This window comes from Pseudomonadota bacterium (assembly GCA_016719885.1).
Classification (GTDB): domain Bacteria; phylum Pseudomonadota; class Gammaproteobacteria.
On sequence record JADJYF010000010.1, the window covers coordinates 108,115 to 130,363 of the forward strand.

At 64.5% G+C, this 22,249-nt stretch carries 22 protein-coding genes and 1 pseudogene; 12 read left to right on the top strand and 11 right to left on the bottom strand.

From position 1 onward, the window contains the following. Positions 1 to 27: 27 nt before the first annotated feature. Genes IPM80_11345 through IPM80_11355 form a run of 3 tightly spaced genes read right to left on the bottom strand, consistent with a single transcriptional unit; the run spans position 28 to position 2,605 of the window. Positions 28 to 1,320 (bottom strand): amidohydrolase family protein, encoded by a 1,293-nt coding sequence (locus tag IPM80_11345; GenBank protein ID MBK8959005.1) that lies wholly within the window; start codon positions 1,318 to 1,320, stop codon positions 28 to 30. A 31-nt stretch (positions 1,321 to 1,351) separates the two neighbouring features. Beyond that, positions 1,352 to 1,717, bottom strand: coding sequence for a DUF1636 family protein (locus IPM80_11350; protein MBK8959006.1), 366 nt, complete (start codon positions 1,715 to 1,717; stop codon positions 1,352 to 1,354). A gap of 12 nt (positions 1,718 to 1,729) precedes the next feature. Beyond that, positions 1,730 to 2,605: a fumarylacetoacetate hydrolase family protein gene (locus tag IPM80_11355; protein MBK8959007.1), complete on the bottom strand. Its 876-nt coding sequence runs from the start codon at positions 2,603 to 2,605 to the stop codon at positions 1,730 to 1,732. 269 nt (positions 2,606 to 2,874) lie between these two features. Here IPM80_11355 and IPM80_11360 point away from each other — a divergent pair, with 269 nt between their 5' ends. The 6 genes and pseudogenes from IPM80_11360 (at position 2,875) to IPM80_11385 (ending at position 8,293) form a co-directional block, all read left to right on the top strand. After that, on the top strand, positions 2,875 to 3,567 hold the full coding sequence (locus tag IPM80_11360; GenBank protein MBK8959008.1) for a FadR family transcriptional regulator: 693 nt from the start codon (positions 2,875 to 2,877) through the stop codon (positions 3,565 to 3,567). Between the two features lie 81 nt (positions 3,568 to 3,648). Further along, a complete protein-coding gene (locus IPM80_11365; protein MBK8959009.1) occupies positions 3,649 to 4,905 on the top strand; it encodes a flavin-dependent oxidoreductase in 1,257 nt (418 codons plus the stop codon). Continuing rightward, positions 4,902 to 6,012, top strand: a pseudogene (locus IPM80_11370) (5-methyltetrahydropteroyltriglutamate--homocysteine S-methyltransferase). The gene IPM80_11365 and the pseudogene IPM80_11370 overlap by 4 nt, the downstream one beginning before the upstream one ends. Positions 6,013 to 6,113: 101 nt before the next feature. Further along, positions 6,114 to 6,533, top strand: a complete 420-nt coding sequence (locus IPM80_11375; GenBank protein ID MBK8959010.1) for a RidA family protein — start codon at positions 6,114 to 6,116, stop codon at positions 6,531 to 6,533. Positions 6,534 to 6,545: 12 nt separating this feature from the next. After that, a complete protein-coding gene (locus tag IPM80_11380; GenBank protein ID MBK8959011.1) occupies positions 6,546 to 7,451 on the top strand; it encodes a tRNA U-34 5-methylaminomethyl-2-thiouridine biosynthesis protein in 906 nt (301 codons plus the stop codon). A gap of 26 nt (positions 7,452 to 7,477) precedes the next feature. Next, entirely contained in the window at positions 7,478 to 8,293 is an 816-nt protein-coding gene (locus IPM80_11385; protein MBK8959012.1) for a tRNA U-34 5-methylaminomethyl-2-thiouridine biosynthesis protein, read from the top strand. A 56-nt stretch (positions 8,294 to 8,349) separates the two neighbouring features. On the opposite strand, the gene IPM80_11390 is transcribed toward IPM80_11385, so the two are convergent. Beyond that, positions 8,350 to 9,150 carry an enoyl-CoA hydratase/isomerase family protein gene (locus IPM80_11390; protein ID MBK8959013.1) on the bottom strand — a complete coding sequence of 267 codons (801 nt, stop codon included), beginning with the start codon at positions 9,148 to 9,150 and terminating at the stop codon, positions 8,350 to 8,352. A gap of 94 nt (positions 9,151 to 9,244) precedes the next feature. On the opposite strand from IPM80_11390, the gene IPM80_11395 reads away from it, so the two are divergent. Then, positions 9,245 to 10,183, top strand: a complete 939-nt coding sequence (locus IPM80_11395; protein ID MBK8959014.1) for an ABC transporter ATP-binding protein — start codon at positions 9,245 to 9,247, stop codon at positions 10,181 to 10,183. Then, the gene (locus tag IPM80_11400; GenBank protein MBK8959015.1) at positions 10,180 to 10,956 is read left to right on the top strand and encodes an ABC transporter permease; all 777 of its coding nucleotides are present in this window, start codon (positions 10,180 to 10,182) and stop codon (positions 10,954 to 10,956) included. Before IPM80_11395 ends, IPM80_11400 begins: the two co-directional genes overlap by 4 nt. On the opposite strand, the gene IPM80_11405 is transcribed toward IPM80_11400, so the two are convergent. Beyond that, positions 10,946 to 11,539 (bottom strand): TetR/AcrR family transcriptional regulator, encoded by a 594-nt coding sequence (locus tag IPM80_11405; GenBank protein MBK8959016.1) that lies wholly within the window; start codon positions 11,537 to 11,539, stop codon positions 10,946 to 10,948. The two genes, IPM80_11400 and IPM80_11405, sit on opposite strands and share 11 nt — an antisense overlap. A 94-nt stretch (positions 11,540 to 11,633) precedes the next feature. Further along, positions 11,634 to 13,262 (bottom strand): NAD(P)/FAD-dependent oxidoreductase, encoded by a 1,629-nt coding sequence (locus IPM80_11410; protein ID MBK8959017.1) that lies wholly within the window; start codon positions 13,260 to 13,262, stop codon positions 11,634 to 11,636. A 217-nt stretch (positions 13,263 to 13,479) separates the two neighbouring features. Between IPM80_11410 and IPM80_11415 the strand changes: the two genes are divergently transcribed. The 3 genes from IPM80_11415 to IPM80_11425 all read left to right on the top strand — a co-directional run bounded on the left by IPM80_11415 (position 13,480) and on the right by IPM80_11425 (position 15,212). Then, the gene (locus IPM80_11415) at positions 13,480 to 14,220 is read left to right on the top strand and encodes a hypothetical protein (GenBank protein ID MBK8959018.1); all 741 of its coding nucleotides are present in this window, start codon (positions 13,480 to 13,482) and stop codon (positions 14,218 to 14,220) included. A 100-nt stretch (positions 14,221 to 14,320) separates the two neighbouring features. Beyond that, positions 14,321 to 14,923, top strand: coding sequence for a cytochrome c oxidase subunit 3 (locus IPM80_11420; protein ID MBK8959019.1), 603 nt, complete (start codon positions 14,321 to 14,323; stop codon positions 14,921 to 14,923). 10 nt (positions 14,924 to 14,933) lie between these two features. Continuing rightward, positions 14,934 to 15,212 (top strand): cytochrome C oxidase subunit IV family protein, encoded by a 279-nt coding sequence (locus tag IPM80_11425; GenBank protein ID MBK8959020.1) that lies wholly within the window; start codon positions 14,934 to 14,936, stop codon positions 15,210 to 15,212. Between the two features lie 9 nt (positions 15,213 to 15,221). On the opposite strand, the gene IPM80_11430 is transcribed toward IPM80_11425, so the two are convergent. From IPM80_11430 to IPM80_11440, 3 genes are all read right to left on the bottom strand, one after another. Beyond that, on the bottom strand, positions 15,222 to 16,475 hold the full coding sequence (locus tag IPM80_11430) for a thiolase family protein (GenBank protein ID MBK8959021.1): 1,254 nt from the start codon (positions 16,473 to 16,475) through the stop codon (positions 15,222 to 15,224). 90 nt (positions 16,476 to 16,565) lie between these two features. After that, the gene (locus IPM80_11435; GenBank protein ID MBK8959022.1) at positions 16,566 to 17,585 is read right to left on the bottom strand and encodes an amidohydrolase family protein; all 1,020 of its coding nucleotides are present in this window, start codon (positions 17,583 to 17,585) and stop codon (positions 16,566 to 16,568) included. 74 nt (positions 17,586 to 17,659) lie between these two features. Next, complete coding sequence (locus IPM80_11440) at positions 17,660 to 18,748, bottom strand: AraC family transcriptional regulator (GenBank protein MBK8959023.1); 1,089 nt, start codon at positions 18,746 to 18,748, stop codon at positions 17,660 to 17,662. 152 nt (positions 18,749 to 18,900) lie between these two features. Here IPM80_11440 and IPM80_11445 point away from each other — a divergent pair, with 152 nt between their 5' ends. Beyond that, positions 18,901 to 20,142: an LLM class flavin-dependent oxidoreductase gene (locus IPM80_11445; GenBank protein ID MBK8959024.1), complete on the top strand. Its 1,242-nt coding sequence runs from the start codon at positions 18,901 to 18,903 to the stop codon at positions 20,140 to 20,142. Between the two features lie 98 nt (positions 20,143 to 20,240). Here the strand turns inward: IPM80_11445 and IPM80_11450 are convergent, their stop codons facing one another. Together IPM80_11450 and IPM80_11455 are read right to left on the bottom strand one after the other, a co-directional pair. Then, complete coding sequence (locus IPM80_11450; protein ID MBK8959025.1) at positions 20,241 to 21,032, bottom strand: enoyl-CoA hydratase/isomerase family protein; 792 nt, start codon at positions 21,030 to 21,032, stop codon at positions 20,241 to 20,243. A 33-nt stretch (positions 21,033 to 21,065) separates the two neighbouring features. Continuing rightward, the gene (locus tag IPM80_11455; GenBank protein ID MBK8959026.1) at positions 21,066 to 22,157 is read right to left on the bottom strand and encodes a Zn-dependent alcohol dehydrogenase; all 1,092 of its coding nucleotides are present in this window, start codon (positions 22,155 to 22,157) and stop codon (positions 21,066 to 21,068) included. Positions 22,158 to 22,249 lie beyond the last annotated feature (92 nt).

Consider the following 22,249-nt stretch of genomic DNA (forward strand, 5'->3'; position numbering starts at 1 on the left):
GCGTGATCGCGCGCCGACCCGCAGCGCTCAGGCCGCGACCTTGCCAGCGCCGCGTTCGGCGCGGCCGCTGAAGCGGCGATGAAACTGGCCATCCTTCATCACCGCCACGATGCGGCGCTGATCCTGCAGCAGGCTCAGGTCGGCGAGCGGATCGCCGTCGATGAGCAGTATGTCGGCGAGGTAGCCGGGCGCGATGCGGCCGAGCTTTTCGCCGCTGTTGCCCACCCACGCCTCGCCGCCATAAGCGGTCGCGGCGCGCAGCGCTTCCCAGGGCTGCATGTCGAACAGGTTGACCATGTGCTCGAGATCGCGGCAGTCGGTGCCTATCGGGATCCAGGCAAAGCCGTAGTCGCCGAAGGGCAGCACACGAATGCCGGCCCGATGCATCTTCTGCATGGTCGCGCAGCCGGCCTCCAGTTCGCGCTTGTTGCCGATGCTCTCGGCGATTTCGGTGGTGATGCCCCAGGCCTGCGCTTCGTAGGTGGTGTTGTAGCGCGCCGCGATGGCGGGCGTCACCCAGTGCTTGTGCGCGACCTTGGCCAATGCCTCGATGGTCGCATCACTGGCAAACGTGGCGTGATTGATGAGTTCCACGCCGTATTGAATACATTGGCGCACGCCGCTGTCGGTATGCGCGTGGGCGGCGAGGCGCTTGCCGATGTTCAAGGTCGTCTCGCAGATGGTGCGCACTTCGTCCTCGGTCATCGGGTTGATGTCGCCCGGCATGCGGCCGAAGGTGAAGCTGTCGCCGGAGTTGTTGAACTTGACGATGTCGACGCCTTCGCGGATCAGCTGGCGGATGGATTTACGGAATTCCTCGACGCCGTCGCACACGATACCGATGGAAGGCACGAACAAGTCCAGGCGCGAATCGTCGCCCACGCCGCCGCTGACGGTGTATTCGGGCGTCGACGCGAGGATGCGCGGCCCGGGGAATTCGCCCTTGTTGACGGCATTGCGCACCACCACTTCCAGGCGCGGCTTGGCCGAGGCCACGCCGATCACGGCGGTGAAGCCATAATCGAGATAAGTGCGCGCGTTGCGCAGCGTGACGAGCAGGTTCTCCTCCACCGGCAAGGCGTTGATGTCGGCGAGGCTGACCGCGTTGCTGTAGGTGAAATGGCAGTGCGGATTGACCAGGCCCGGCATCAAGGTCGAGCCCTGGCCATCGATGATTTCATCGATGCCGTCGCGCGGCAGGCTCTCGCCTGGCGCGGCCACCGCGCTGATGCGATTGCCGGTCAACAGCACTTCGCCGGGCCGGCGCCGGGACTCGGTGCCTTCGAAGATCTCGACATTGGTGAACAGTACGCGACTCATGGTGCTCTCCCCGCCGCTGGTGCGCGGCTGCTCATGAAAGACGCTTGCCGGCGTGCGGCGGCGTCTGTTGTGCGAGTTTAACGCGCAGCGCCGGCGGCAAGGCCGCCACGGCATCGCTGCCTGCAGCCAGCGACCAGTAGGTCGCTGCGAATTCGACCAGCGCCACGCCGTCGGCGCCGTCCACGTCGCTGAACAAGAGACTCTGACGGCCGCTGCCGCGCAGCGCCACGTTGCAGGGGCGAGGACAAGCGCCGAGGCAGGCGACCTGTCGCACTTCTAGTTCATCGCGACACAGCGCGGCGAGGCGTTCAGCGAGGTCCAAGCCGGCGCGCGCCGCATCGCTACGCGACTCGGCGTAGCGATGGCAGCGCACGCACACGAACAACAGGGCGGCCACGGGCGGCGGCGTTCAGACCACGCGGTTCTCGATCTCGCCGAGGCCGCTGATGGCAACCTTTACCACGTCGCCGCTGGCGAGGAACTTCGGCGGCGTGAAACCGATGCCGACGCCGGCCGGCGTGCCGGTGGCGATGATATCGCCGGTCTCCAGCGTCATCGAGGCCGAGATGCATTCGATGATGGCGGGGATGTCGAAGATCAGATCGCGCGTGTTGGCGTTCTGACGCAGTTCGCCATTGACCCAGCACTGCACGTCGAGGTTGCCCGGCTCGACTTCATCGGCGGTGGTCAACCACGGGCCGATGGGACAGAAGGTGTCGATGGACTTACCCAGCAGCCATTGCTTGTGTTTGGCCTGCAGGTCGCGCGCCGTGGCGTCGTTGATGACGCAATAGGCCCATACGTGTTCATAGGCACGCTCGCGCGCGATGCGCCGCCCCGGCTTGCCGATCACGACGCCGAGCTCCGCTTCGTAATCGACCTGCGAGGTGATGTGCCACGGCACGATGATGTCGTCGCGCGCGCCGGTCATGGCGCATGGCGCCTTGGTGAAGACGATGGGCGCCTCCGGGATCGCATCCTGCGCGCTCTTGGCCGAAGAATCGTAGCCGCTGCGCGTGAACTCGGCGGCGTGCGCCGCGTAATTCTTGCCGATGCACAGGATGTTCTTGCGCGGCTGCGCGATGGGCGGCAGCAGGCTCACGTCCGCCAAGGGCACGGCGGCGCCGGCGGTGCGCGGTGCGTGGCCGGCCAGCGCCTCGTGCATGAGCGCCAGCATCGCATCACCATGGCCCGCGTCGGTGGCGAGCGGCGTGACCGTGCCGGCGGCGGTATCGACCAGGCCGAGCTGGACACGGGAAGCATGGGAATAACGGGCGATTTTCATGACGGACCTTGTGAATGGATGGATGTCGGCGACGCCGGGGGCGCCACTCGTACAAGCGCCAGCGGCGCCGGCACTTGACGGCAAGACGCCCTGCCATCGTCGACGCGCGCCCCGCACCCCGGCCTTGACCAATTGGTTGAGCACATGTCCAATGCCTGCCGGCTGTGCAAAAGTATTTAGCGCAGCGGCGGCCGTCAAGGCTTATCCGCAAAAAAAACCAATTGGTCATCAACCTGGTGCATGCCATGCGCCTTCGGGAGTCGCCGCCCATGCCGGTCACGGACAGTCACAACCAGGCGGCAAACGCCCTCGCCCATTTCGTCGAAGGCCAGCTCGCGAGCGGCGCGTGGCCGCTGGCCATGAAGTTGCCGGCCGAGCGCGAACTTGGCGCACGCTTCCTGTTGAGCCGCGGTGCGGTGCGCAAGGTGTTGGACGGTTTCATCGCGCGCGGTCTTTTGCGGCGCGCGGCCGGCAGCGGCACCTACGTCGCAAGCGCGCCGACGCGCGGCGTCACCGCCACGGCCACCCGCATCGAGCTCGACAACGTCAGTCCGGCGGAACTCATGGAGGCGCGGCGCCTGTTCGAACCGCTGCTGCCGCGCCTCATCGTGCGTCACGCCACGCCGCAGGATTTCGCGCGCTTCGAACAATGCCTGCTCGGCGCCGAGCAGGCCGACAGCGTGGCTGACTTCGAATACTGGGACGGCGCGCTGCACGAAGCCTTGTCGGCTGCCACGCACAACAGTTTCATCGGCGCCATCCTCGCCTTGATGGCGGTCGTGCGCGAAGCCGGTGAGTGGGGGCGCCTCAAGCAGCAGGCGCTGACGCCGGCGCGACGCAAACGCTACGAAGCCCAGCATCGCGCCCTGGTCGCGGCCCTGCGTGAACGCGACGAAGCGCAGGCCAGCGCCCTGTTGAAGGCCCACCTCGACGAAGTGCAGGCCAACCTGTTCGGCGCGTGAGCGAGTACGTCGGCAGGCCGGCTCGCACGCGCGGCCGCGCTATTCCCGCTGCATGGCGATTGGTGTAGCGTGCCTTGCATCATGAGCACACCCGACATCCTCATCGCCGGCGGCGGCATCGCAGGCTTGACCCTGGCCTTGGCCCTGCACGATGCAGGCTACCGTCCACGCGTGTTCGAGGCGGTCGCGAGCCTTGCCGAACTCGGCGTCGGCATCAACGTGTTGCCCCATGCCGCCAAGGAATACGAACGCCTGGGCGTGCTCGACGCGCTGCTGGCCGAAGGCGTGGAGCTCGAGCGCTACATGTGGTTCAACCGTCATGGCCAGGAAATCTGGAGCGAGGCGCGCGGACGCAAGGCCGGCTACGCGTGGCCGCAGGTATCCATCCATCGCGGCAGCTTTCATCGCGTGTTGGCCGACGCCGTGCGTATGCGCCTCGGCGCCGAGGCCATCGTGCTCGATCATCAACTCGTGGGTTTCAGCCAGGACGCGCGCAAGGTCAGCGCACGCTTCGCGAGCCGCGCCAGCGGCGCGCAACGTGACGCCGTGGCATGCGACATCCTGGTCGGCGCCGACGGCATACACTCGAGCCTGCGCCGCGCCTTCTACCCGGATGAAGGCGCGCCGCGTTGGGCTGGCAACATGATGTGGCGCATGACCGTCGACCTGCCGGCGCCGATACTCGGCGGCAGCACGATGTTTTCGGCCGGCACCGGCGAATGCAAGGTGGTGGGCTATGAAATCTCGGCCGCGCACAAGCGCCGGGGGCGCTCGCTGTTCAACTGGATAGCCGAGGTCAAACTCGGCGAGGACGGCGCCGCGCCGCCCGAGCGCGAGGACTGGAATCGCGTCGCCGGCATCGGCGAATTCGTCGAGTACTTTCGCGACTTCCGCTTCGACTGGCTGGACGTGCCGGCCCTCGCGCACGCCTCGGGCCAGGCCTTCGCGTTCCCGATGGTCGACCGCGATCCCTTGCCACGCTGGAGTCATGGGCGCGTGACCCTGCTCGGCGACGCCGCCCACCCGATGTGGCCGATAGGCTCGAACGGCGCGTCGCAGGGCGTGCTCGATTGCCGCGCGCTGGTGGATGCGTTGCAAATCCATGCCGACCCGCGCGAGGCCTTGCTGGCCTACGAAGCGCAGCGTCTGCCGGCCACCGCCGCGGTGGTCACCGCCAACCGCAGTCGTGCGCACGACCAGGTGCTGGACCTGTGCGAAGCGCGCGCGCCGCAGGGTTTCAGCGACGCGCGCGCGGTCATCAGCGCCGAGGAAATCGAAGCGAGTCTCGCGCGCTACAAGCAGACCGCGCAGTTCGACAAGCACCAGCTCCAGGCATGAAGGCGCACGCGCCGTACCGGGCCGACCAGGTGGGCAGCCTGCTGCGACCGCCAGCCTTGAAGGCGGCGCGTGCCGCACTGGCAGACGGCGCCCTGGATGTCGACGCAGTTGCGTGCCGTCGAAGACGAATGCATCCGCGCGGCCGTGGCCGCGCAACAAGCGCTGGGACTCGCGGTCGTCACGGACGGCGAGTTTCGACGCGCCTGGTGGCATTTCGATTTTCTCGCCGGCCTTAAGGGCGTGCGCCTGGTGCGCGGCGACAAAGCCATTCAATTCCACGGCGTCACGACCAAGGCCGAAAGCATCGAGGTGCATGATCGCGTGGGCTTCGACGGGCACGCCATGGTCGAGGACTTCAAGTTCCTTGCCGGTATCGCCAAGGTCACGCCCAAGATGACCATCCCCGCGCCGTCGGTGCTGCACTTTCGCGGCGGGCGCGCCGCCATTTCACGGCGCGTGTATCCCGATCTCGAACGCTTTTTCGAGGACACCGCCGAGACCTATCGCAAGGTGGTCGCGGCCTTCTACGCCGCCGGCTGCCGCTACCTGCAGTTCGACGACACGGTGTGGGCCTACCTGTGCTCGGACAAGGAGCGCGCGGCGGCGCGCGAACGGGGCGACGATCCGGAACCCTTGCCGCGCATCTATGCCGAGATGATCAACCATGCGCTGGCCGACAAGCCTGGCGACCTGGTGGTCACCACCCACGTGTGCCGGGGCAATTTCCGCTCGAGCTGGATAGCCGAGGGCGGCTACGAACCCGTCGCCGGCACGTTGCTGGCCGGCACCGCCTACGACGGCTATTTTCTCGAATACGACAGTGAGCGCGCCGGCGGTTTTGAACCGCTGCGCTACCTGCCGCGCGGCCACAAGCGCGTGGTGCTGGGACTGGTGACTTCCAAGTTCGGAGACCTTGAAAGCGTCGAGCAATTGCAGACACGCATCGATGAAGCCGCACGCTTCGTGCCACGCGAGCAGTTGTGTCTGAGTCCGCAATGCGGCTTTGCTTCGACCGAGGAAGGCAACCTGCTCGGCGAGGAACAACAGTGGGCCAAGCTCGCGCGGGTGGTGGAAGTGGCGCGCGCCACCTGGCAGGACGCCCCGTAGGTGCGAATTCATTCGCACACTGGTGACGCGCCAGGGCGATCGCATCGAGATTTAATGTGCGAATGAATTCGCACCCACGGGACAGCAGCGGACATCTCCCCATGAGCACCGACAGCATCGTTCTCGCCGACAAGGCCAAGCCGCGCGGCAAGTACCCCCACGCCCGACGCGTCGGCGATCTTATTTTCGTGTCGGGTACCAGTTCACGGCGCGCCGACAACAGCATCGCCGGCGCGAGTGTCGATGCCATGGGCACCACGGCGCTCGACATCCGCGTGCAGACCCGTGCCGTGCTCGACAACATCGACGCCGTACTCTCGAAGTTCGACGCCGGCCTCGCCGACGTGGTCGACATCACCAGCTTCCTGGTCAACATGAACGACTTCGGCGGCTACAACGAGGTCTACGGCGAATATTTCGATTTCGATGGCCCGGCGCGCACCACGGTCGCCGTGCATCAATTGCCGCATCCGCACCTGTTGATTGAAATCAAGGCCGTGGCCTGGAAGCCGCAACGCTGAGGAGCACTGTCCATGCGCAAGGGTGAAATCATCGCGGGCTATCTCGCGCCCCATCCGCCCCACCTCGTCTACGGCGAAAATCCGCCGCAGAACGAGCCGCGCTCGCAGGGCGGCTGGGAAGCCCTGCGCTGGGCCTACGAGCGCGCGCGCCTCACGCTGGAGGAACTCAAGCCCGACGTGCTGCTGGTGCATTCACCGCACTGGATCACTCAGCAAGGCCATCACTTCCTGGGGGTGTCGCATCTCGCCGGCAAGTCGGTCGACCCGATCTTTCCCAATCTCTTCCGTTACCGCTTCGAGCTCGATGTAGATGTCGAACTGGCGGAGGCCTGCGCGGCGGAAGGTGCGCGACTGGGCCTGACGACCAAGATGATGCGCAATCCTGGCTTTCGCGTCGACTACGGCACCATCACCACCTTGCACATGATGCGCCCGCAGTGGGACATCCCGGTGGTCGGCATTTCGGCCAACAACTCGCCCTACTATCTCTCGACCGAGGAAGGCTTGGAGGAGATGGAGATTCTCGGGCGTGCCACGCGCGCCGCCATCGAAGCGACGGGCCGCCGCGCGGTGCTGCTGGCGTCCAACACGCTGTGCCATTACCACTTCCACGAAGAGCCCGAGCCGCCGGAAGACATGTCCAAGGAGCATCCGGAGAACATGGCGGGCTACCTGTGGGACATGCGCATCATCGAGCTCCTGCGCCGTGGCCGCGTCAAGGAAACCTTCGAACTGCTGCCGAAGTTCATCGATGAAGCGTTCGCCGAAGTGAAGTCCGGCGCCTTCACCTGGATGTTCGCGGCCATGGGCTACCCGGAGCTGGCCGGCGAACTGCACGGCTACGGCACGGTGATTGGTACCGGCAACGCCGTGATGGAATGGAACCTCGTCAAGGCCGGCCTCGCGCGCGCCGCCTGACCACAAGCTTTTCAAGGACCGTCCTCATGACCATTGTCGCCGCCCTGTTGGTGCCCGGCTCGCCCTTGCCGCAGGTGGCGCCGGACAATCCACCCTGGGGTGCGCTCGCCGATGCATACAGAGCCGCCGGCGCCGCGCTCGCCGCCGCCGCGCCCGACACGCTCGTGATCTATTCCACCCAGTGGCTGGCGGTGCTCGACGAACTGTGGCTGACGCGCGCGCGGATGCAGGGCGCACACGTCGACGACAACTGGCACGAATACGGCGCGCTGCCCTATGACATTCGCATCGACACGGCGCTGACCGCGGCTATAGTCGACGCCACGCCCGCTATCGGCGTGCGCTCCAAGGGCGTCGATTACGATGGCTTCCCGCTCGACACCGGCACCATCGTCGCCAGCCACTTCTTGAATCCGGCCGGGCGCGCGGCGCTGGCGGTGGCCGCCAACAATCTCTACCACGACTGGCACACCACCGGGAATCTCGGCCGCGTCGCCGCCGAGCAGGCGCAGAGCCTTGGCCGCCGCGTGGCGCTGATCGGGGTTGGCGGATTGTCGGGCTCGTTTTTCCGTCATGCCATCGACATCGCGACGGACCATATCGCGGTCGCCGAGGAGGACGCCTGGAATCGGCGCATGTTGTCGATGCTGGAACGCGGCGAGGTGGCCGCGTTCCGCGCCGCCTGTCCCGACTACGCGCGCGCCGCGCGCGTCGACATGGGTTTCAAGCACTGCGCGTTCGTGATGGGCGCGCTGGACTGGCGCGTGAGCGGCGCCGTCGTGCATGGCTACGGCCCCTTGTACGGCGCGGGCGGTGCGGTGGTGGAATTCAAACTGGGCTGAGACACCCGAGTGTCGGATGCGCCGACACCTTCATCGAGAGTTTGCCGCGCAAAACGTCATGGCTTGCGCGCGCTGCGAAAATCCGGCGCACGCTTGCCGAGAAAAGCATCAATCGCCTCGCGGTGCTCGGCCGAGCGATAGCAACGCTCGAGCGCCGCGAATTCGCGCCGCAGCACCACATCGAGATCGTTCTCCGCCGCGTTGAGCGTCAGGAGGCGCTTGGCTTCCAAGACTGCGGCCTGCGGGTTTTCGCCCATGGCGCGGGCCATGGCCTGGGCGTTCTCGAGCAGGGATTCGGGCGAGGTCACGGCGTCAATCAAGCGCAGCGAATGCGCTTCCGCCGCGGTGATGGTGCGGCCCGTCAGGATTAGGTTAGACGCTGCGCCAAAGCCGCAGCGCTGTGCCAGGTAATGGGAGCTCGCGAGTTCCGGCACCAGGCCCAACTTGACGAAACGCAGCGACAGCGTGGCATTGTCGGCGCACAGGATCTGATCCATCGGCAGCACCTGCGACAGGCCGACACCGATGGCCGCGCCGTTGATGGCCGCCACCATCGGCTTCGAACGCCGCAGCAATGCCACCCAGTCATCGGTGCGCGCCTCGGTCTTGAACGGCGGCGCTTGCGTCGACTGCGCGTCGAACACCAGCGAGATATCGGCGCCCGCGCAGAAGGCACGGCCGGCGCCGGTCACCACCAGCGCATCAACCTCGGGATTGTCGTTGGCGGCAGTGATGGCGGCGCGCAACTCCGCGCCCATCTGGTAGGTCCAGGCGTTGAGCTTGTCGACACGATTGAGCGTGATGGTCAGCACGCCTTCGTCGAGCGTGGTGAGGAGCGTGGTGTATGGCTGTGTCATGGCGTCTTGGCGTCACGGTGCAAGGGTTTGCGCGTGACTATAGGTGATGGCGCGTTGGTAGGCGAATCGACAGTGACCCTCTATCATGCGGCGCATGGCCACCGTCCTCGATATCCGCAACGTCACCAAGACCTATGCGTCCGGCGTCAGCGCCCTGAAGCCGGTCAGTCTCACCATCGAAGAGGGCGAGATCTTCGCGCTGCTCGGCCCGAACGGTGCAGGCAAGACCACGCTCATCAGCATCATCTGCGGCATCGTCACGCCGAGCGCCGGCACGGTGCTGGCCGGCGGCTACGATGTCGAGCGCGACTACCGCGGCGCGCGCGGCCTGATTGGTCTCGTGCCACAGGAGCTCGCCACCGACAGCTACGAAACGGTGTGGGACACCGTCAGCTTCAGCCGCGGGCTGTTCGGGCGCGCACCCGACGCGGCCTACATCGAAAAGATGCTGCGCGCACTCACGCTGTGGGACAAGCGCAATGCCCGCATCCGCACCTTGTCGGGCGGCATGAAGCGCCGCGTGATGATAGCCAAGGCCTTGTCCCATGAACCGCGCATCCTGTTTCTCGATGAACCGACGGCCGGCGTCGACGTGGAGCTGCGGCGCGACATGTGGGCCCTGGTACGCGAGCTGCGCGCCCAGGGCGTGACCATCATCCTCACCACACATTACATCGAGGAAGCCGAGGAAATGGCGGATCGCGTCGGCGTCATCAATCATGGCGAACTGATGCTGGTCGAAGACAAGCACACGCTCATGAAGAAGCTCGGCCAGAAGCGCTTGAAGCTCAACCTGCAGCAGCCGCTCAGCGCCGTGCCGGCGGCGCTCGCGCCGTGGCGGCTCGCGCTGGAAGCCGAAGGTCATGAGCTTCATTACCTGTTCGACACGCGCGCCGAACACAGTGACGTGCCGGCCCTGTTGCGCGCGCTGGACGAACTCGGTATCGGCTTCAAGGATCTCAATACCGAGGAAAGCTCGCTGGAAGATATTTTCGTCGGCCTGGTGCGCGGCGAGCGGGAGCAGGTGGCATGAGCGTGCCGCGCTTCAACCACCACGGCGTGTGGGCCATCTACAAGTTCGAGATAGCGCGCACCCTGCGCACGCTGCTGCAAAGCATCGCCACGCCGGTCATCACCACCTCGCTGTATTTCGTGGTGTTCGGCTCCGCCATCGGCTCACGCATGAGTAATGTCGACGGGGTACCCTATGGCGCTTTCATCGTGCCGGGCCTCATGATGCTGGCGGTGCTGACCGAGAGCATTTCCAATTCATCGTTCGCCATCTACTTGCCGAAATTCACCGGCACCATCTACGAATTGCTGTCGGCGCCGGTATCACCATTCGAGGTGGTGCTGGCCTATGTCGGCGCGGCGACCACCAAATCGGTGGTGTTGGGCCTCTTGATCCTGGCCACGGCCTCGATGTTCGTGCCGCTGCAAATCCTGCATCCGTGGTGGATGCTGGGTTTCCTGGTGATGACCGCGCTGTCCTTCTGCCTGTTCGGTTTCGTGATCGGCATCTGGGCCAACGGCTGGGAACAGCTGCAGTTCATTCCCATGCTGGTGATCACGCCGCTGACCTTCCTCGGCGGCACTTTCTATTCCATCGCCATGCTGCCGCCGCTGTGGCAGAAGCTCGCACTGTTCAATCCGGTGGTCTACCTCATCAGCGGCTTTCGCTGGAGCTTCAACGGCCGCGCCGATGTCGCTATCGAAATCAGCCTGGCCTTCATTGCCGGCTTCTTCCTGCTGTGCCTGGCCATGGTGTGGTGGATCTTCCGCACCGGCTACCGGCTCAAGGCGTGAGACGGCGCGGCGCCGCTTCGAGGTAGCCGTGTACCAGCGAATGCACGGTGTGTTCTATCTCCCGGCGCGGGCTGCCTGACAATTTCATCTGCACGATCATGTGCGCGAGGCCGACGATGACCCGCGCGGCATCGCGCGTGCGCAGTTCCGCATCGACGCTGCCTTCCTGTTTGCCGCGCCTCACGAGCCGCGCCATGCTCGCCACCGACTCGCGATAAAAGCGCTTGAAGGCATCCCAAGCCTCGTCACGAACCGACACGCTCCATTCCAGCCATACGCGCACATGGTCGGGATGGGAGTCCATCGCGTCGCAGAACGTCATGAGGATGCGTTCGATGGCGACCGGCGCCGTGTCCTTGCCGTGGGCATGGGACGCGACCACGTCCTTCAAGAGGAAGCGCGCGACTTCATTCAAGACCGCCGTCAGGAGCGCGGTCTTGGTCGGGAAATAATGGAAGGTGGTGGAGACCGCCAGCGCCGCCTCCTTGGCGACGTCGCTGTGACGCGTGTCGCCCAAACCACGACGGGCATAGACGCGCAGCGCGGCGGCGAGGATGAGTTCACGGCGCACATCGGGATGCATGCGCGCCGCGCGGGCACGGGGCTGAGGCCTGGACGAAGTCATGCCTGGAATTGTACAGGGCATGGCTCGCCGGCAGGCGCTTCCCGATACTGGTTCAACTCAGGCGGAAGCCCTCGTAGCCCTTGGCCGCCACTTCGTTGATCTTGTCGCGGAAGGCCGGCATGCCACCGGCATAGAACAGGAACTGGCGCTTCTTGCCCGGCACGTTGGAGCCCATGAACCACGAGTCGGTCTTGGTGAAGAGCATGCCCTCGGTCAAGGACGCGGCGTGCTCCACCCACGCCTCCTGTGCGGCCGGTTCTGCCTCGATGCGTTGGTAGCCATTGTCGTCGAGATACTTCACGCAGTCCCGCACCCAATTGCCCACCACTTCGGCGCAACGGGTGAAATTGCAGAACACCGCGCCATTGACGATGAAGAAATTAGGAAAGCCGACCGACATGAAGGTGAGGTAGGTCGAGGGACCATCCGCGCTCCACACTTCCTTGATGGAGCGCCCATCCTCGCCACGAATGTCGATGCGCGTCAGCTCGCCGGTGATGGCATCGAAGCCCGTGGCGTAGATGATGACGTCAAGTTCGTATTCCGCGCCGCCGGTCTTGATGCCGCGCGGCGTGATGGCCTGGATGGGGTCGGATTTCACGTCGACCAGCAGCACGTTGTCGCGATTGAAGGTCTCGTAGTAATTGGTCTCGAGCGGGATGCGCTTGGCGCCGAAAGGATGGTCGCGCGGCGTCAGCAGCTCGGCAACCTTGGGATCTTTCACACGCTCGCGGATCTTGCCGCGCACGAACTCGGCATAGGATTCGTTGGCCGCGTCATCGGTCATGATGTCGTGGAACAGGCCGAACCACTTGTGGAAGCCGGGCATGGCCCACACTTCCTCGTAGAAGCGGTAACGCTCTTCCTCCGACACTTCGAAGGTCTTGCGCGGGTCGGACTCCTGCATGAAGCTCGCGAACGTGCGGCGGCAACGCTCGAAGATTTCGTCGTAGCGCGCCTTGATGCCGGCCTGCTCCTCGTCGCTGATCTTCGAGTTGCGCAACGGGCAGGCGTAGTTGGCGGAGCGCTGGAACACCGTCAGGTGCGCCACCTCCGGCGCAATCTCGGGAATGAGTTGAATGGCGGTCGAGCCGGTGCCGATCACACCGACCCGCTTGCCGCGCAGGTCGACTTTCTCTTTCGGCCAGCGCGCCGTGTGAAACGACTCGCCCTGAAAGCTGTCGATGCCGGGAATATTGGGCAGGTGATGCGCGGACAGGATGCCGACCGCCGACACCAGGTAACGTGTACGCGCGCGGTGGCCATCCTCGGTCTCGACCAGCCAGTGATTGGTTTTGCCGTCGAAGTGCGCCGACTTGATGCGCGCGTTGAAACGGATATGCGGGCGCAGGGCGAATTTATCAGCGACGAAGTTCAGGTACTTCTCGTTCTCCGGCTGGCCGGAGTAATGCTCCGCCCAGTTCCATTCCTGCAGCAGTTCGGGCGAGAAGCTGTAGGCGTAGCTGTAGGATTCGGAGTCGAAACGCGCGCCGGGATAGCGATTCCAGTACCAGGTGCCGCCAACGCCGTCACCAGCCTCGAAGATCCTCACCTCGAGGCCGAGCTGCTTGAGGCAATAGAGTTGGTAGAGCCCCGACACGCCCGCGCCGATCACCAGCGCGTCGAGTTCCTCGGCCGGCTCGCGCACCGCCGCCTCGTCGATTCTTGCCACTTGCGACATAAACCTCCCCCTTGTTGAGTCTCAGCGTTTGGCCGGGCGCGGCCAGGTCGTAAATGATGATGTCCGCGGGCGTAGCAAGCCGCAAGCACCCCCGATCGAGGAAGCCCGTTGCGTAGGCCCGCCACACCGGGCGCTGCCGAGTTTGCCTTCATATTGACTGCATTTTCAATATCGAGTGGAATCCGACCACGTCCAAACACTCTGGGGAGAAGCTGTCGTGGATAAAGAGACAAAAAACACCGTCGAGTTCGTGATCGCCTGCTGCGGGCCGGCCTTCGTGCTGGGTTACCTCGTGTTCTGGGGCGTGCTCGGGCACAACATTCCGCCGCCCAACGTCATGGGCATGAGCCCCGAGCAACTGGTCTCGGAGTACTACCTGAAGTACCGCGACTCCATTTCCATCGGCATGGCCGGTTGCTGCGTGGTGGCGCTGCTCTACCTGCCGTGGTCCTGCCTGCTGGCGCTCATGATGCGCGACGACAACGGCAATCTCAGCGTGTTCAGCATGATGGAACTGACGGGCGGCGCGTTGACCGCATGGGTGCTGGCGTTCTGCCCGGCAATGTGGCTGACCTGCGCCATTCTCTCGACCTCGCTCGACCCGACCTTCATCAAGTTGCTGCACACCTGCGGCTGGTTCATCTACGACGTCACTTTCATGATCACCACCGTGCAGCTCACGGGTCTCGGTCTGTACACGGTGCTGAACAAACGCCAGACCATCTTCCCGGCCTGGGCCGGCTGGTGCGCCATCGCGGTTGGCATCATCTTCCTGCCGCTGGTGCTCATCCCGTTCGTCGACAAGGGGCCGTTCATGTTGCCCGGCACCTGGAATTTCTACATCGTGTTCGGCACCTGGCTGTTCGGCTTCTTCTCGCCCTACAGCTATTTCATGCTGAAGGAGTTGAGCGCGCGGCGTCGCGAATTCATGCCGGGCGCCACCGCGCTCGGCCACTGACAGCGCCTGTCGCGTCGGGAGCACGCCGTCGCTCCCGACGCGCTTCGCCCGGCGCGCGAGGTGTCATGGTCGCCAGGCGCCCCAATTGCAGGCAACGTTGATGGATGATCGAGAATCACAGGCCGCCCTCCCGCCGCAGGCGCACGGCGAGGCACGACGCCAGGTCGGCACGGAAGGCCTGTGGATCTTCGTGTTCATCGACATGGTGATCTTCACCCTGATCTTCTTCGTCTTCATGAGCGAACGTCTCGGCTCACTCGCGCTGTTCGAGGCCGGTCAGCAGCGTCTCAATGCCTGGTTCGGTCTCGTCAATGCGCTGGTCTTGCTGACGAGTTCATGGCTGGTGGTGGAAGCCGTGCATGGCGCGCGCGCGGGGGCGATGCAAGGCGTGCAACGCCATCTCGCCGGGGCGCTGTTATGCGCCGCCTTGTTCGTGGTGAGCAAGGTGCTCGAGTATCGCGCCAAGCTGCTGCTTGGCCTGACGCCCGCAACCGATCCATTTTTCTCCTTCTATTTCTTCATCACCTTCGTGCATTTCCTGCACGTGGTGGCCGGCATGCTGTTCATCAATGCCTATCGACGTCGTGCCGCGCGCGACGTGGGCGGCAAGGCTTTCATCGCCGGTCTGGAAAACGTCGGCCTGTTCTGGCATTACGTCGACGTATTGTGGATCTTCATCTTTCCGCTGCTGTACCTCATCTGACGGGCCACCGATGTTCGCCAAACTGTCCCGCTCGCCACGCGCCGTATGGCTGCTGCTCATCGGCCTGACCGCGATCTCCTTTGCGTTGTTCGAGGGTCACTGGCTTACGTCCTTGTCGACGCTGGCGGTGGTCGCCATCGCTGCCTGCAAGGCACGCCTGGTGGTCAGGCATTTCATGGAAGTTGCCCACGCGCCGGGCAACTGGCGGTTTGCCTACGAGACCTGGGTGTTCGTGGCGGCGGCGATCATCGTGATTGGTCACTACGTGGGCGCGGCGCGCATGCACTGAACACCGTCGTCAGCGATCGCGGTGCAGCAGCAAGACCGAACAGGCCGCTTCGTCAAAGCCAATCACGCCGCCGCCATTCTCGGCCAGCGCCCAGCGCGCGCCGTCGACCTGGCGTTCGCCGGCTTCGCCGCGGAGTTGCGCGACGAGTTCCGCGGTCATCGACAGCCCGGTGGCACCCACCGGGTGTCCCTTGGAAACGAGACCACCGGAGGTGTTCACCGGGATCCGGCCACCCAGGGTGGTCGCGCCGCTTTCCACCAGCGCGCCGCCTTCGCCGCGCGCGCAAAATCCCATCATCTCGACCTGGTAGATCTCGCAGAACGAGGTAGCGTCGTGCACTTCGGCGACGTCGACGTCGGCGGGCGTGATGCCGGCGGCGCGATAGGCGCGTTCCGCCGCGTAGCGGCTCAAACCGTCTTCATCGAGACTGCGATACTTGCCGCCGGACAAGCCCTGGGCCGCGATGCGCACGGCGCGTTCGCGCACCTCGGCGGGCAGCGTCTTCAGCACCTGCTCCGACACCACCAACGCCGCCGCCGCACCATCGCCTATTGGCGCACACATCGCACGGGTCAGTGGCCAGGTCACGGGCCGGTCCGCCAGCACCTCGTCGACCGTCATGCGAAAACGATACTGGGCGCCGGGGTTCATTGCGCCATGGTTGTGGTTCTTGGCCGCGCCGGCCGCGATCTGGCGCTGGGTCAAGCCGTACTTCTTCATGTGATAGCAAGCCTGCATGGCATAGGTATCCATGAAGATGGTGCGGTCGGGGCCGGGCTCGAAGGGTTTGCCGGCGACCTCGCCCGCCGCGCGGTAATAGTCTTGCCATTCTTGCGGGTCGTATTGATCGATGCCGCCGAAGTAGAGCCGCGCGGTCTTGTCCGGCGCCTGCGGAAAGAAGGTCTTCTCCACGCCCATGGCGAGACTCACCGCGGCCTGGCCGGACAGGATGTCCTTCCACGCGCCGTTCAAGGCCAGCGAAGCCGTCGCGCAGCCGGCCTCGACGTTGGTCAGAGGCACGCGCTCGGGCAGTAGCCCTTCGCGCGTCATCGGCGTCAGGCACACCTGGCCGCGGATGCTGCCCTGGTTGTCGGTCCACATACCGCAGTTGCCGAAGTGGACGCTTTCAATCATGCCGCCGTCGTCGAGGCCGGCATCGGCCAGTACCGCGAGATAGGCCTCGCGTGCGAGGTCCTTGACGCTGTCTTGGGGGCGACGTCCGAAGGCGGTGCTGTAGGCGCCGATGATGTAGGCGGCGGTCATGGGCGTTCTCCGTGCGTTGTGAAACCGGGGCGATGGCAGGCAATGACATCGCCCCATGTCGTCCCAGGGGGCGATGTCGGGGCGCGCGACTCAGGGCCGGGCGGCGATGCGATAGACACGCGTGGCGGTGCCCCGGAACATCGCGTCCTTCTCCGCTTCGCTGTAGGGTGCGGCGATTTTCTTGAAGGCGTTCCACAGCACACCATAGGAAACACCGCACTTGTCGACCGGGAAGTTGCTCTCGAACATGCAGCGCTCGGGGCCGAAGGCCTGGATCGCAAACTGGTAATAGTCGTTCTGCTTTGCCACGAATTGATCGGAAGTCGGTGGCTTGGCATCTGCTTCGAAGCCGAGTCCGCACCAGGGCATGGCGAGACCACCGAGCTTCATGTTGACGTTAGGACACTTCGCCAGTTCGGTGAGGTCCTTCTTCCACTGCGCCATGATTTCCTGCTGGCGGCCCTTGTAGGCGCCCACACCCAGCGGCGTGCCAAGGTGGTCGATGACCATCGTGGTGCCGGGAAAGGCGCGCGCGAGATCCGTGAAGCAGGCGGTCTGGTGATAGTAGTGATAACCATCGAATACCAGGCCCTTGTCCGACAGGATCTTGAAGCCGCGCCGAAAGGCGGCATCGTCGTACAGGCGTGCGTTGTGTACGCCTTCCATGGAAAGCAGCTCGGAGCCCGTGTCATCGAAGGCCGCGATCTGGCGAATGCCGCGGAACAGCTTGCTGGCGGCGATGTGCGCATCGAGGAATTCATGCACTTCGGCTTCGCTGCCGCGCAATTCGCCGGTGCCCATGATGGCGCCGATCTGCGTGGCCCTGGAATTGGCGGCGGCCTGCTTGGCGATGCCGTCGACCCATTCGGTCTCACCCACCGGCTTCAAATGCTCCGGCCCGCTCTCGCGATGCCCTTCCCAGCATTGCAGGTAGACGGTCTGCTCGACGTCATGCGTGCCGGTGTCGGCACGCAGTTCGTTCAAATCATAGTAGGGATAGACTTCGCTCTTGACGAAGAAATGATGATGCGGGTCGACAATGCGACGGGTGGGCTCGATGGTGTCTTCTTGAACATTGGCGAGCCAGTCTTTGCGAACGACGACGGACATGATGCGGTTCTCCCCTGGTGGCGATGGCACGGCAGGCGGCGTGGACGCCGTGCGTGAGGGCCGAGCGTAGCACGTCAGGGCTGTGCGGATTCATCCCATAAATGACGTCGGTATTCGCGAGGCGATTGACCGCTCCAACTCTTGAACGCGCGCGAAAAGGCGCTGGCATCCTCGAAGCCCAGCACATGGGCGATGGCACTGTTGTCGAGATGACTGCGCGCCATCAGTTCCATGGCGCGTTCGCGGCGTACTTCGGCCAGCACCGCGGAAAAGCTCGTGCCTTCCTCGTCGAGGCGTCGTTGCAGGGTGCGGGTGGTGAGATGCAGGGCGCGCACCACTTCCGGCAAGGACGGCACCGGCGTCGCGGCGCGCAGTCGCGTGCGCAGCACGTCGGCATAGCGCAAGGGCTCATCCATCACCGCCGCCAGGCGCTGGCACTGGTTCTCGAAGAAACGATAGGACATTGCATTTGCTTGCGGCGGCGCACTGTCCCACACCGCGCGTGCGAATCGGATCTGGTTACTGGCCGCGCCGAAATGCACTGGGCAGGAGAAGAACGCTTCGTAGACATCGACCTCGGGCGGCGGCAGGTGGGTGAAATGCACCGACAGTGGCTTGAGACCAGCGCCCAAGGTCTGGCGCAACAGGGTCAAGGTCGAGGTGGTGTCGCGTTCGACGAAAAAAGCCGCACAGTCGCCGACCTCGGCATTTTCCTCGTAGCTGACGTACTCCTCATCGCCATCGTTCCAGAATGACAGTTCGATACAGCCCCAGGCGAGGATCGGGTGGGCAAGGATGGTGTGAAAAAGTTCGCGTGCGTTGGGCGCGCAGGACGCGGCCAGCCCCAATACGCCAAATTGCACCAGGTGATATCCCTGTCCGACCAGCAGGCCCGCGTGCGGCAGCTTGAGAGCGGTCAAGGCCAGGCGCGTGAAGCGCAGTTCCTTTTCAAACGGAATGTGAAAGCTCGGTTCTTCGAGCGCGAAACGCGGGATGTCGGCCGCCTCGAGCAGCGCTTGCACGGCATGGCCACGCGCTTCGAGGACGGTGATGACCGGCGCCAGTCCGAACGCCAGGCGCACGGGCCGCAGCATGGCGCTGCCAAACAGGTAGGCCGGCGGGCGGGCCGGCCGCGGGTCCATGCCTTGCCTGTCCGCTGCCATGGCCGTCGTTCAGTGCTGTCGTAATTTGCAAAGAAATTTACACAATCCGTCATTCTGCGTCGAGACGCGCTGGCGGACACTCTGCCACGCGCGCGGCCCGCAACGCATCCAACGTCCGTCTTTGCCGCTGCCTCAACACCAAGGGGAGTCCGATGAAGTTCATGTTCTTTTTCTATCCGGCGATCCCGGCGACGATGGAGGAGCGCGAAAAACTGCGCCCCATCGCACGTCGCAACGATCGCTTCCAGAAGATGCTCGACGAAATCGTCGAGCTTTCGCAGTTGGCCGAGGATCTGGGCTTTCAGGCCGTGACCTTCCCCGAGCACCACCTGCACACCGAAGGCAGTGAAATGGGTAGCCTGCCGCTACTCACGCAGCACGTGCTGGCCAACACCAAGAAGATCATGGCCGGCCCCATCGGCTACGTGCTGGCCGGTTGGAACCCGCTGCGCCTGGCCTTGGAAATCGCCTGGCTCGATCAGATCTCCAAGGGCCGCACGTTCTGCGGTTTCGCGCGTGGCTACCAGGCGCGCTGGTTGAACCCCATGGCGCAGCACCTGCACGTGACCGCCGCCGACCTGCACGCCAAGGATGCCGCGCCGAACACCGACGCCGTCAATCGCGAAGCCTTTCAGGAAATCTTCGACATTCTCAAGCTCGCGTGGGCCGACGGCACTTTCCGTTACAAGGGCAAGTACTACGAGTATCCCTATCCCTACGAAACCGGTACGCCGTGGCCAGCCCATGAGTGGACGCGCAAGTACGGTTCGCCGGGGGAAGTGGACGAGAACGGCAACATCGTCGCCATCGAAGTGGTGCCAAAGCCGTTCCAGAAGCCGCATCCGCCGCTGTTCCAGGCGTTCTCGCAGAGCGAAAGCACCATCCGCTGGTGCGCCAAGGAGGGACTCATCCCGACGCTGCTGACGTCCGACCTTGGCGAGCTGCGCAACTTCTGCAATATCCACGTGGAAGAAGCCGCCAAGCATGGGCGCAATCTCAAGCTCGGCGAGAACATGGGCGTGTTCCGCAGCGTATACATGGCCGATACCAAGGAGCGCGCGCGCCAGATCGGCATGGAAGGCCTGATGGGCACGGGCTGGCCGGGCTGGGCGCATGATTTCGGCTTCACCGATGCCTTCCGCCTGCCGGAAGACGACATCAAGTATCCGGGCAAGACCTTGCCGAAGTCGGAGGTCTACATGGAGCGTTTCGAGAAGAAGCACTTCGCGCTGGTCGGCAACGCCGACGACGTGCGCCGCGAAATGGATCTGCTGGTCGAGGCCGGCAACCCCGAGTGGTTCATCTGGCAAGGGGACCAGGGTTACCTGCCGCTGGAAGAGGTGCGTCGTCAGCTGGAACGCTTCGGCAAAGAGGTCATGCCGCACTACATGTAGACATCACCGCGTTCGTTGCGTGTTGCCACAACGCGCAACGAACGGGAGTGCTGTGCCACCGGCGCCTGTCCCGGCGCCGGTGTACCCTTCCCGACCGCTCAGGCGCCGATGAACTTCGGCTCGCGACGCTCCGCCGTGGCCTTTACGCCCTCCGTCCAATCCGCGGTGGTGCGCAGCCAGTTCTGCTCGGCCAGTTCGTGATCGGTCTGCATGGCAATGCGATCGGCGAACCCGACGCGCAGCGTGGCGCGCGTCGACATCACCGCGAGAGGCGCGCAGGACGCAAGTTCCGCCGCCAGCGCCAGGGCCGTCGCACGCAGCTGATCCTGCGGCACACAGTCATCGGCCAGCCCCCACGCCAGGGCCTGCGGACCATCGATACGACGGCTGGTGAGCAACAGCAGCGAGGCGCGCTGCTGGCCGAGCAAGGCAGGCAAGGTATAGGTGAGGCCAAAGCCGGGATGGAAGCCGAGCTTGGTGAAGTTGGCGCTGAAACGCCCTTCCGGGCAGGTGACACGGAAATCCGCTGACACCGCGAGACCCAGACCGCCGCCGATAGCGGCGCCCTGCACCGCGGCCACCACCGGCTTCTTGCAGCGGAAGATGCGCACCGCTTGGCGGTAGAGGTCATTCGACAGTGCGCCCTGCGTGCTGTCCTTGGCGTTACCGGCGTCGCTTGCACCGAAATTGGCGCCCGCGCAGAAATTCTTGCCGTCGGCGCACAACAAGATTGCGCGACAGTCGCTGAGCGTATCGAGCTTCTCGTAGGAATCGGCGATCTGCTGAATGAGACTGATATCGAAAAAATTGTGCGGCGGGCGACGGATTTCGACCGTGGCAACATGGTCGGCAATCGAGACGCCCAGGTCTTTGGTATCTAGCGTGGACACAAGTCCTCCTCGTGGTCTGCGCGCGGCAGCGGTTTAGTCAAACGTCAAAACGGTGCGGGTTACTTCACCCGCATCCATGGCACGGAACGCTTCGTCGATCCGGTCGACGGGCTCGTGGCGCGTGACCATGGCATCGAGATCAAGCCGCCCCTGGCGGTAGAGTTCGAGGTAGTGCGGCGCATCCACGGTAAATCGATTCGAACCCATCATGCAGCCGATGATGCGCTTTTCCAGGAAAAAATGACCGGGATTGAGCGACACCGTCTGCCCCGCGGCAATGGCGCCCACCAGCACCGCCGTACCATGGGGCGCGAGGCTGTAGAAAGCCTGCTCCAGCAGTTTTGGCAAGCCCACCACTTCGAACGCGAAGTCGACGCCGCCCGCGCTCATCTTCTTGATGGTTTTCACCGGATCGAGATTCGAGGAGTTGATGGTATCGGTGGCGCCGAACTTGAGCGCGTTGGCGAGCTTGTTGTCCGCCAGGTCGACGGCGATGATCTGGCGGGCGCCCGCGATGCGCGCGCCTTGGATGACGGAAATGCCGACGCCGCCCGCGCCGAATACCGCCACGGATGAACCCGGCGTGACCTGCGCCGTGTTCAACGCGGCACCGACGCCCGTGGTCACGGCACAACCCACCAGCGCAGCGCGGTCGAGTGGAATGTCCTTCGGGATTTTCACCACGGCGCGCGAATGCAACAGCATGGCCTCGGCAAAGCCACCGAGATCGGCATAGGGGTGAATGAGTTCGCCGCCGCGGCTGAGACGCGGAGCTGCGCCATCGGGACGGCGGCAGGCGCCACGGTCGGTGCACAGATGGGGGCGACCTTGCACGCATTGCGGACAGGCGCCACAGAACATCGAGGTGCAAGCAATGACGTGATCCCCTTCCGCGACATTCCTTACACGTTCGCCAACCTTGAGCACGATGCCGGCGGGTTCATGGCCGAGCACCGTCGGCAGCGGCGCGCCAATGCCGCCGTGTACGGTGTGGAGATCACTGTGGCACACGCCACAGGCCTTGGTCTTGACCAGCACTTCATCCGGACCGGGATCGGCGACATCCACATCCTCGATACTGAGCGGCTTGTGCAGTTCGCGCATTACTGCGGCTTTGACTTTCATTTCGATCTCCCCGGAAGTTTCACGGTCTGGAATCAGGAGCAGCGGCGGCACGCCACGGTCAGGCTCCGTGCACGAATTATCGCACCACGGAC

Bases quoted from the DNA above. Each gene is read 5' to 3' on its own strand.
- IPM80_11410 (MBK8959017.1), bottom strand. From the start codon at position 13,262: ATGTCGCAAGTGGCAAGAATCGACGAGGCGGCGGTGCGCGAGCCGGCC.
- IPM80_11405 (MBK8959016.1), bottom strand. From the start codon at position 11,539: ATGCATCCCGATGTGCGCCGTGAACTCATCCTCGCCGCCGCGCTGCGC.
- IPM80_11365 (MBK8959009.1), top strand. From the start codon at position 3,649: ATGAGCACACCCGACATCCTCATCGCCGGCGGCGGCATCGCAGGCTTG.
- IPM80_11455 (MBK8959026.1), bottom strand. From the start codon at position 22,157: ATGAAAGTCAAAGCCGCAGTAATGCGCGAACTGCACAAGCCGCTCAGT.
- IPM80_11345 (MBK8959005.1), bottom strand. From the start codon at position 1,320: ATGAGTCGCGTACTGTTCACCAATGTCGAGATCTTCGAAGGCACCGAG.
- IPM80_11360 (MBK8959008.1), top strand. From the start codon at position 2,875: ATGCCGGTCACGGACAGTCACAACCAGGCGGCAAACGCCCTCGCCCAT.
- IPM80_11420 (MBK8959019.1), top strand. From the start codon at position 14,321: ATGGATGATCGAGAATCACAGGCCGCCCTCCCGCCGCAGGCGCACGGC.
- IPM80_11400 (MBK8959015.1), top strand. From the start codon at position 10,180: ATGAGCGTGCCGCGCTTCAACCACCACGGCGTGTGGGCCATCTACAAG.
- IPM80_11440 (MBK8959023.1), bottom strand. From the start codon at position 18,748: ATGGCAGCGGACAGGCAAGGCATGGACCCGCGGCCGGCCCGCCCGCCG.
- IPM80_11425 (MBK8959020.1), top strand. From the start codon at position 14,934: ATGTTCGCCAAACTGTCCCGCTCGCCACGCGCCGTATGGCTGCTGCTC.
- IPM80_11445 (MBK8959024.1), top strand. From the start codon at position 18,901: ATGAAGTTCATGTTCTTTTTCTATCCGGCGATCCCGGCGACGATGGAG.
- IPM80_11390 (MBK8959013.1), bottom strand. From the start codon at position 9,150: ATGACACAGCCATACACCACGCTCCTCACCACGCTCGACGAAGGCGTG.
- IPM80_11430 (MBK8959021.1), bottom strand. From the start codon at position 16,475: ATGACCGCCGCCTACATCATCGGCGCCTACAGCACCGCCTTCGGACGT.
- IPM80_11355 (MBK8959007.1), bottom strand. From the start codon at position 2,605: ATGAAAATCGCCCGTTATTCCCATGCTTCCCGTGTCCAGCTCGGCCTG.
- IPM80_11395 (MBK8959014.1), top strand. From the start codon at position 9,245: ATGGCCACCGTCCTCGATATCCGCAACGTCACCAAGACCTATGCGTCC.
- IPM80_11435 (MBK8959022.1), bottom strand. From the start codon at position 17,585: ATGTCCGTCGTCGTTCGCAAAGACTGGCTCGCCAATGTTCAAGAAGAC.
- IPM80_11385 (MBK8959012.1), top strand. From the start codon at position 7,478: ATGACCATTGTCGCCGCCCTGTTGGTGCCCGGCTCGCCCTTGCCGCAG.
- IPM80_11380 (MBK8959011.1), top strand. From the start codon at position 6,546: ATGCGCAAGGGTGAAATCATCGCGGGCTATCTCGCGCCCCATCCGCCC.
- IPM80_11375 (MBK8959010.1), top strand. From the start codon at position 6,114: ATGAGCACCGACAGCATCGTTCTCGCCGACAAGGCCAAGCCGCGCGGC.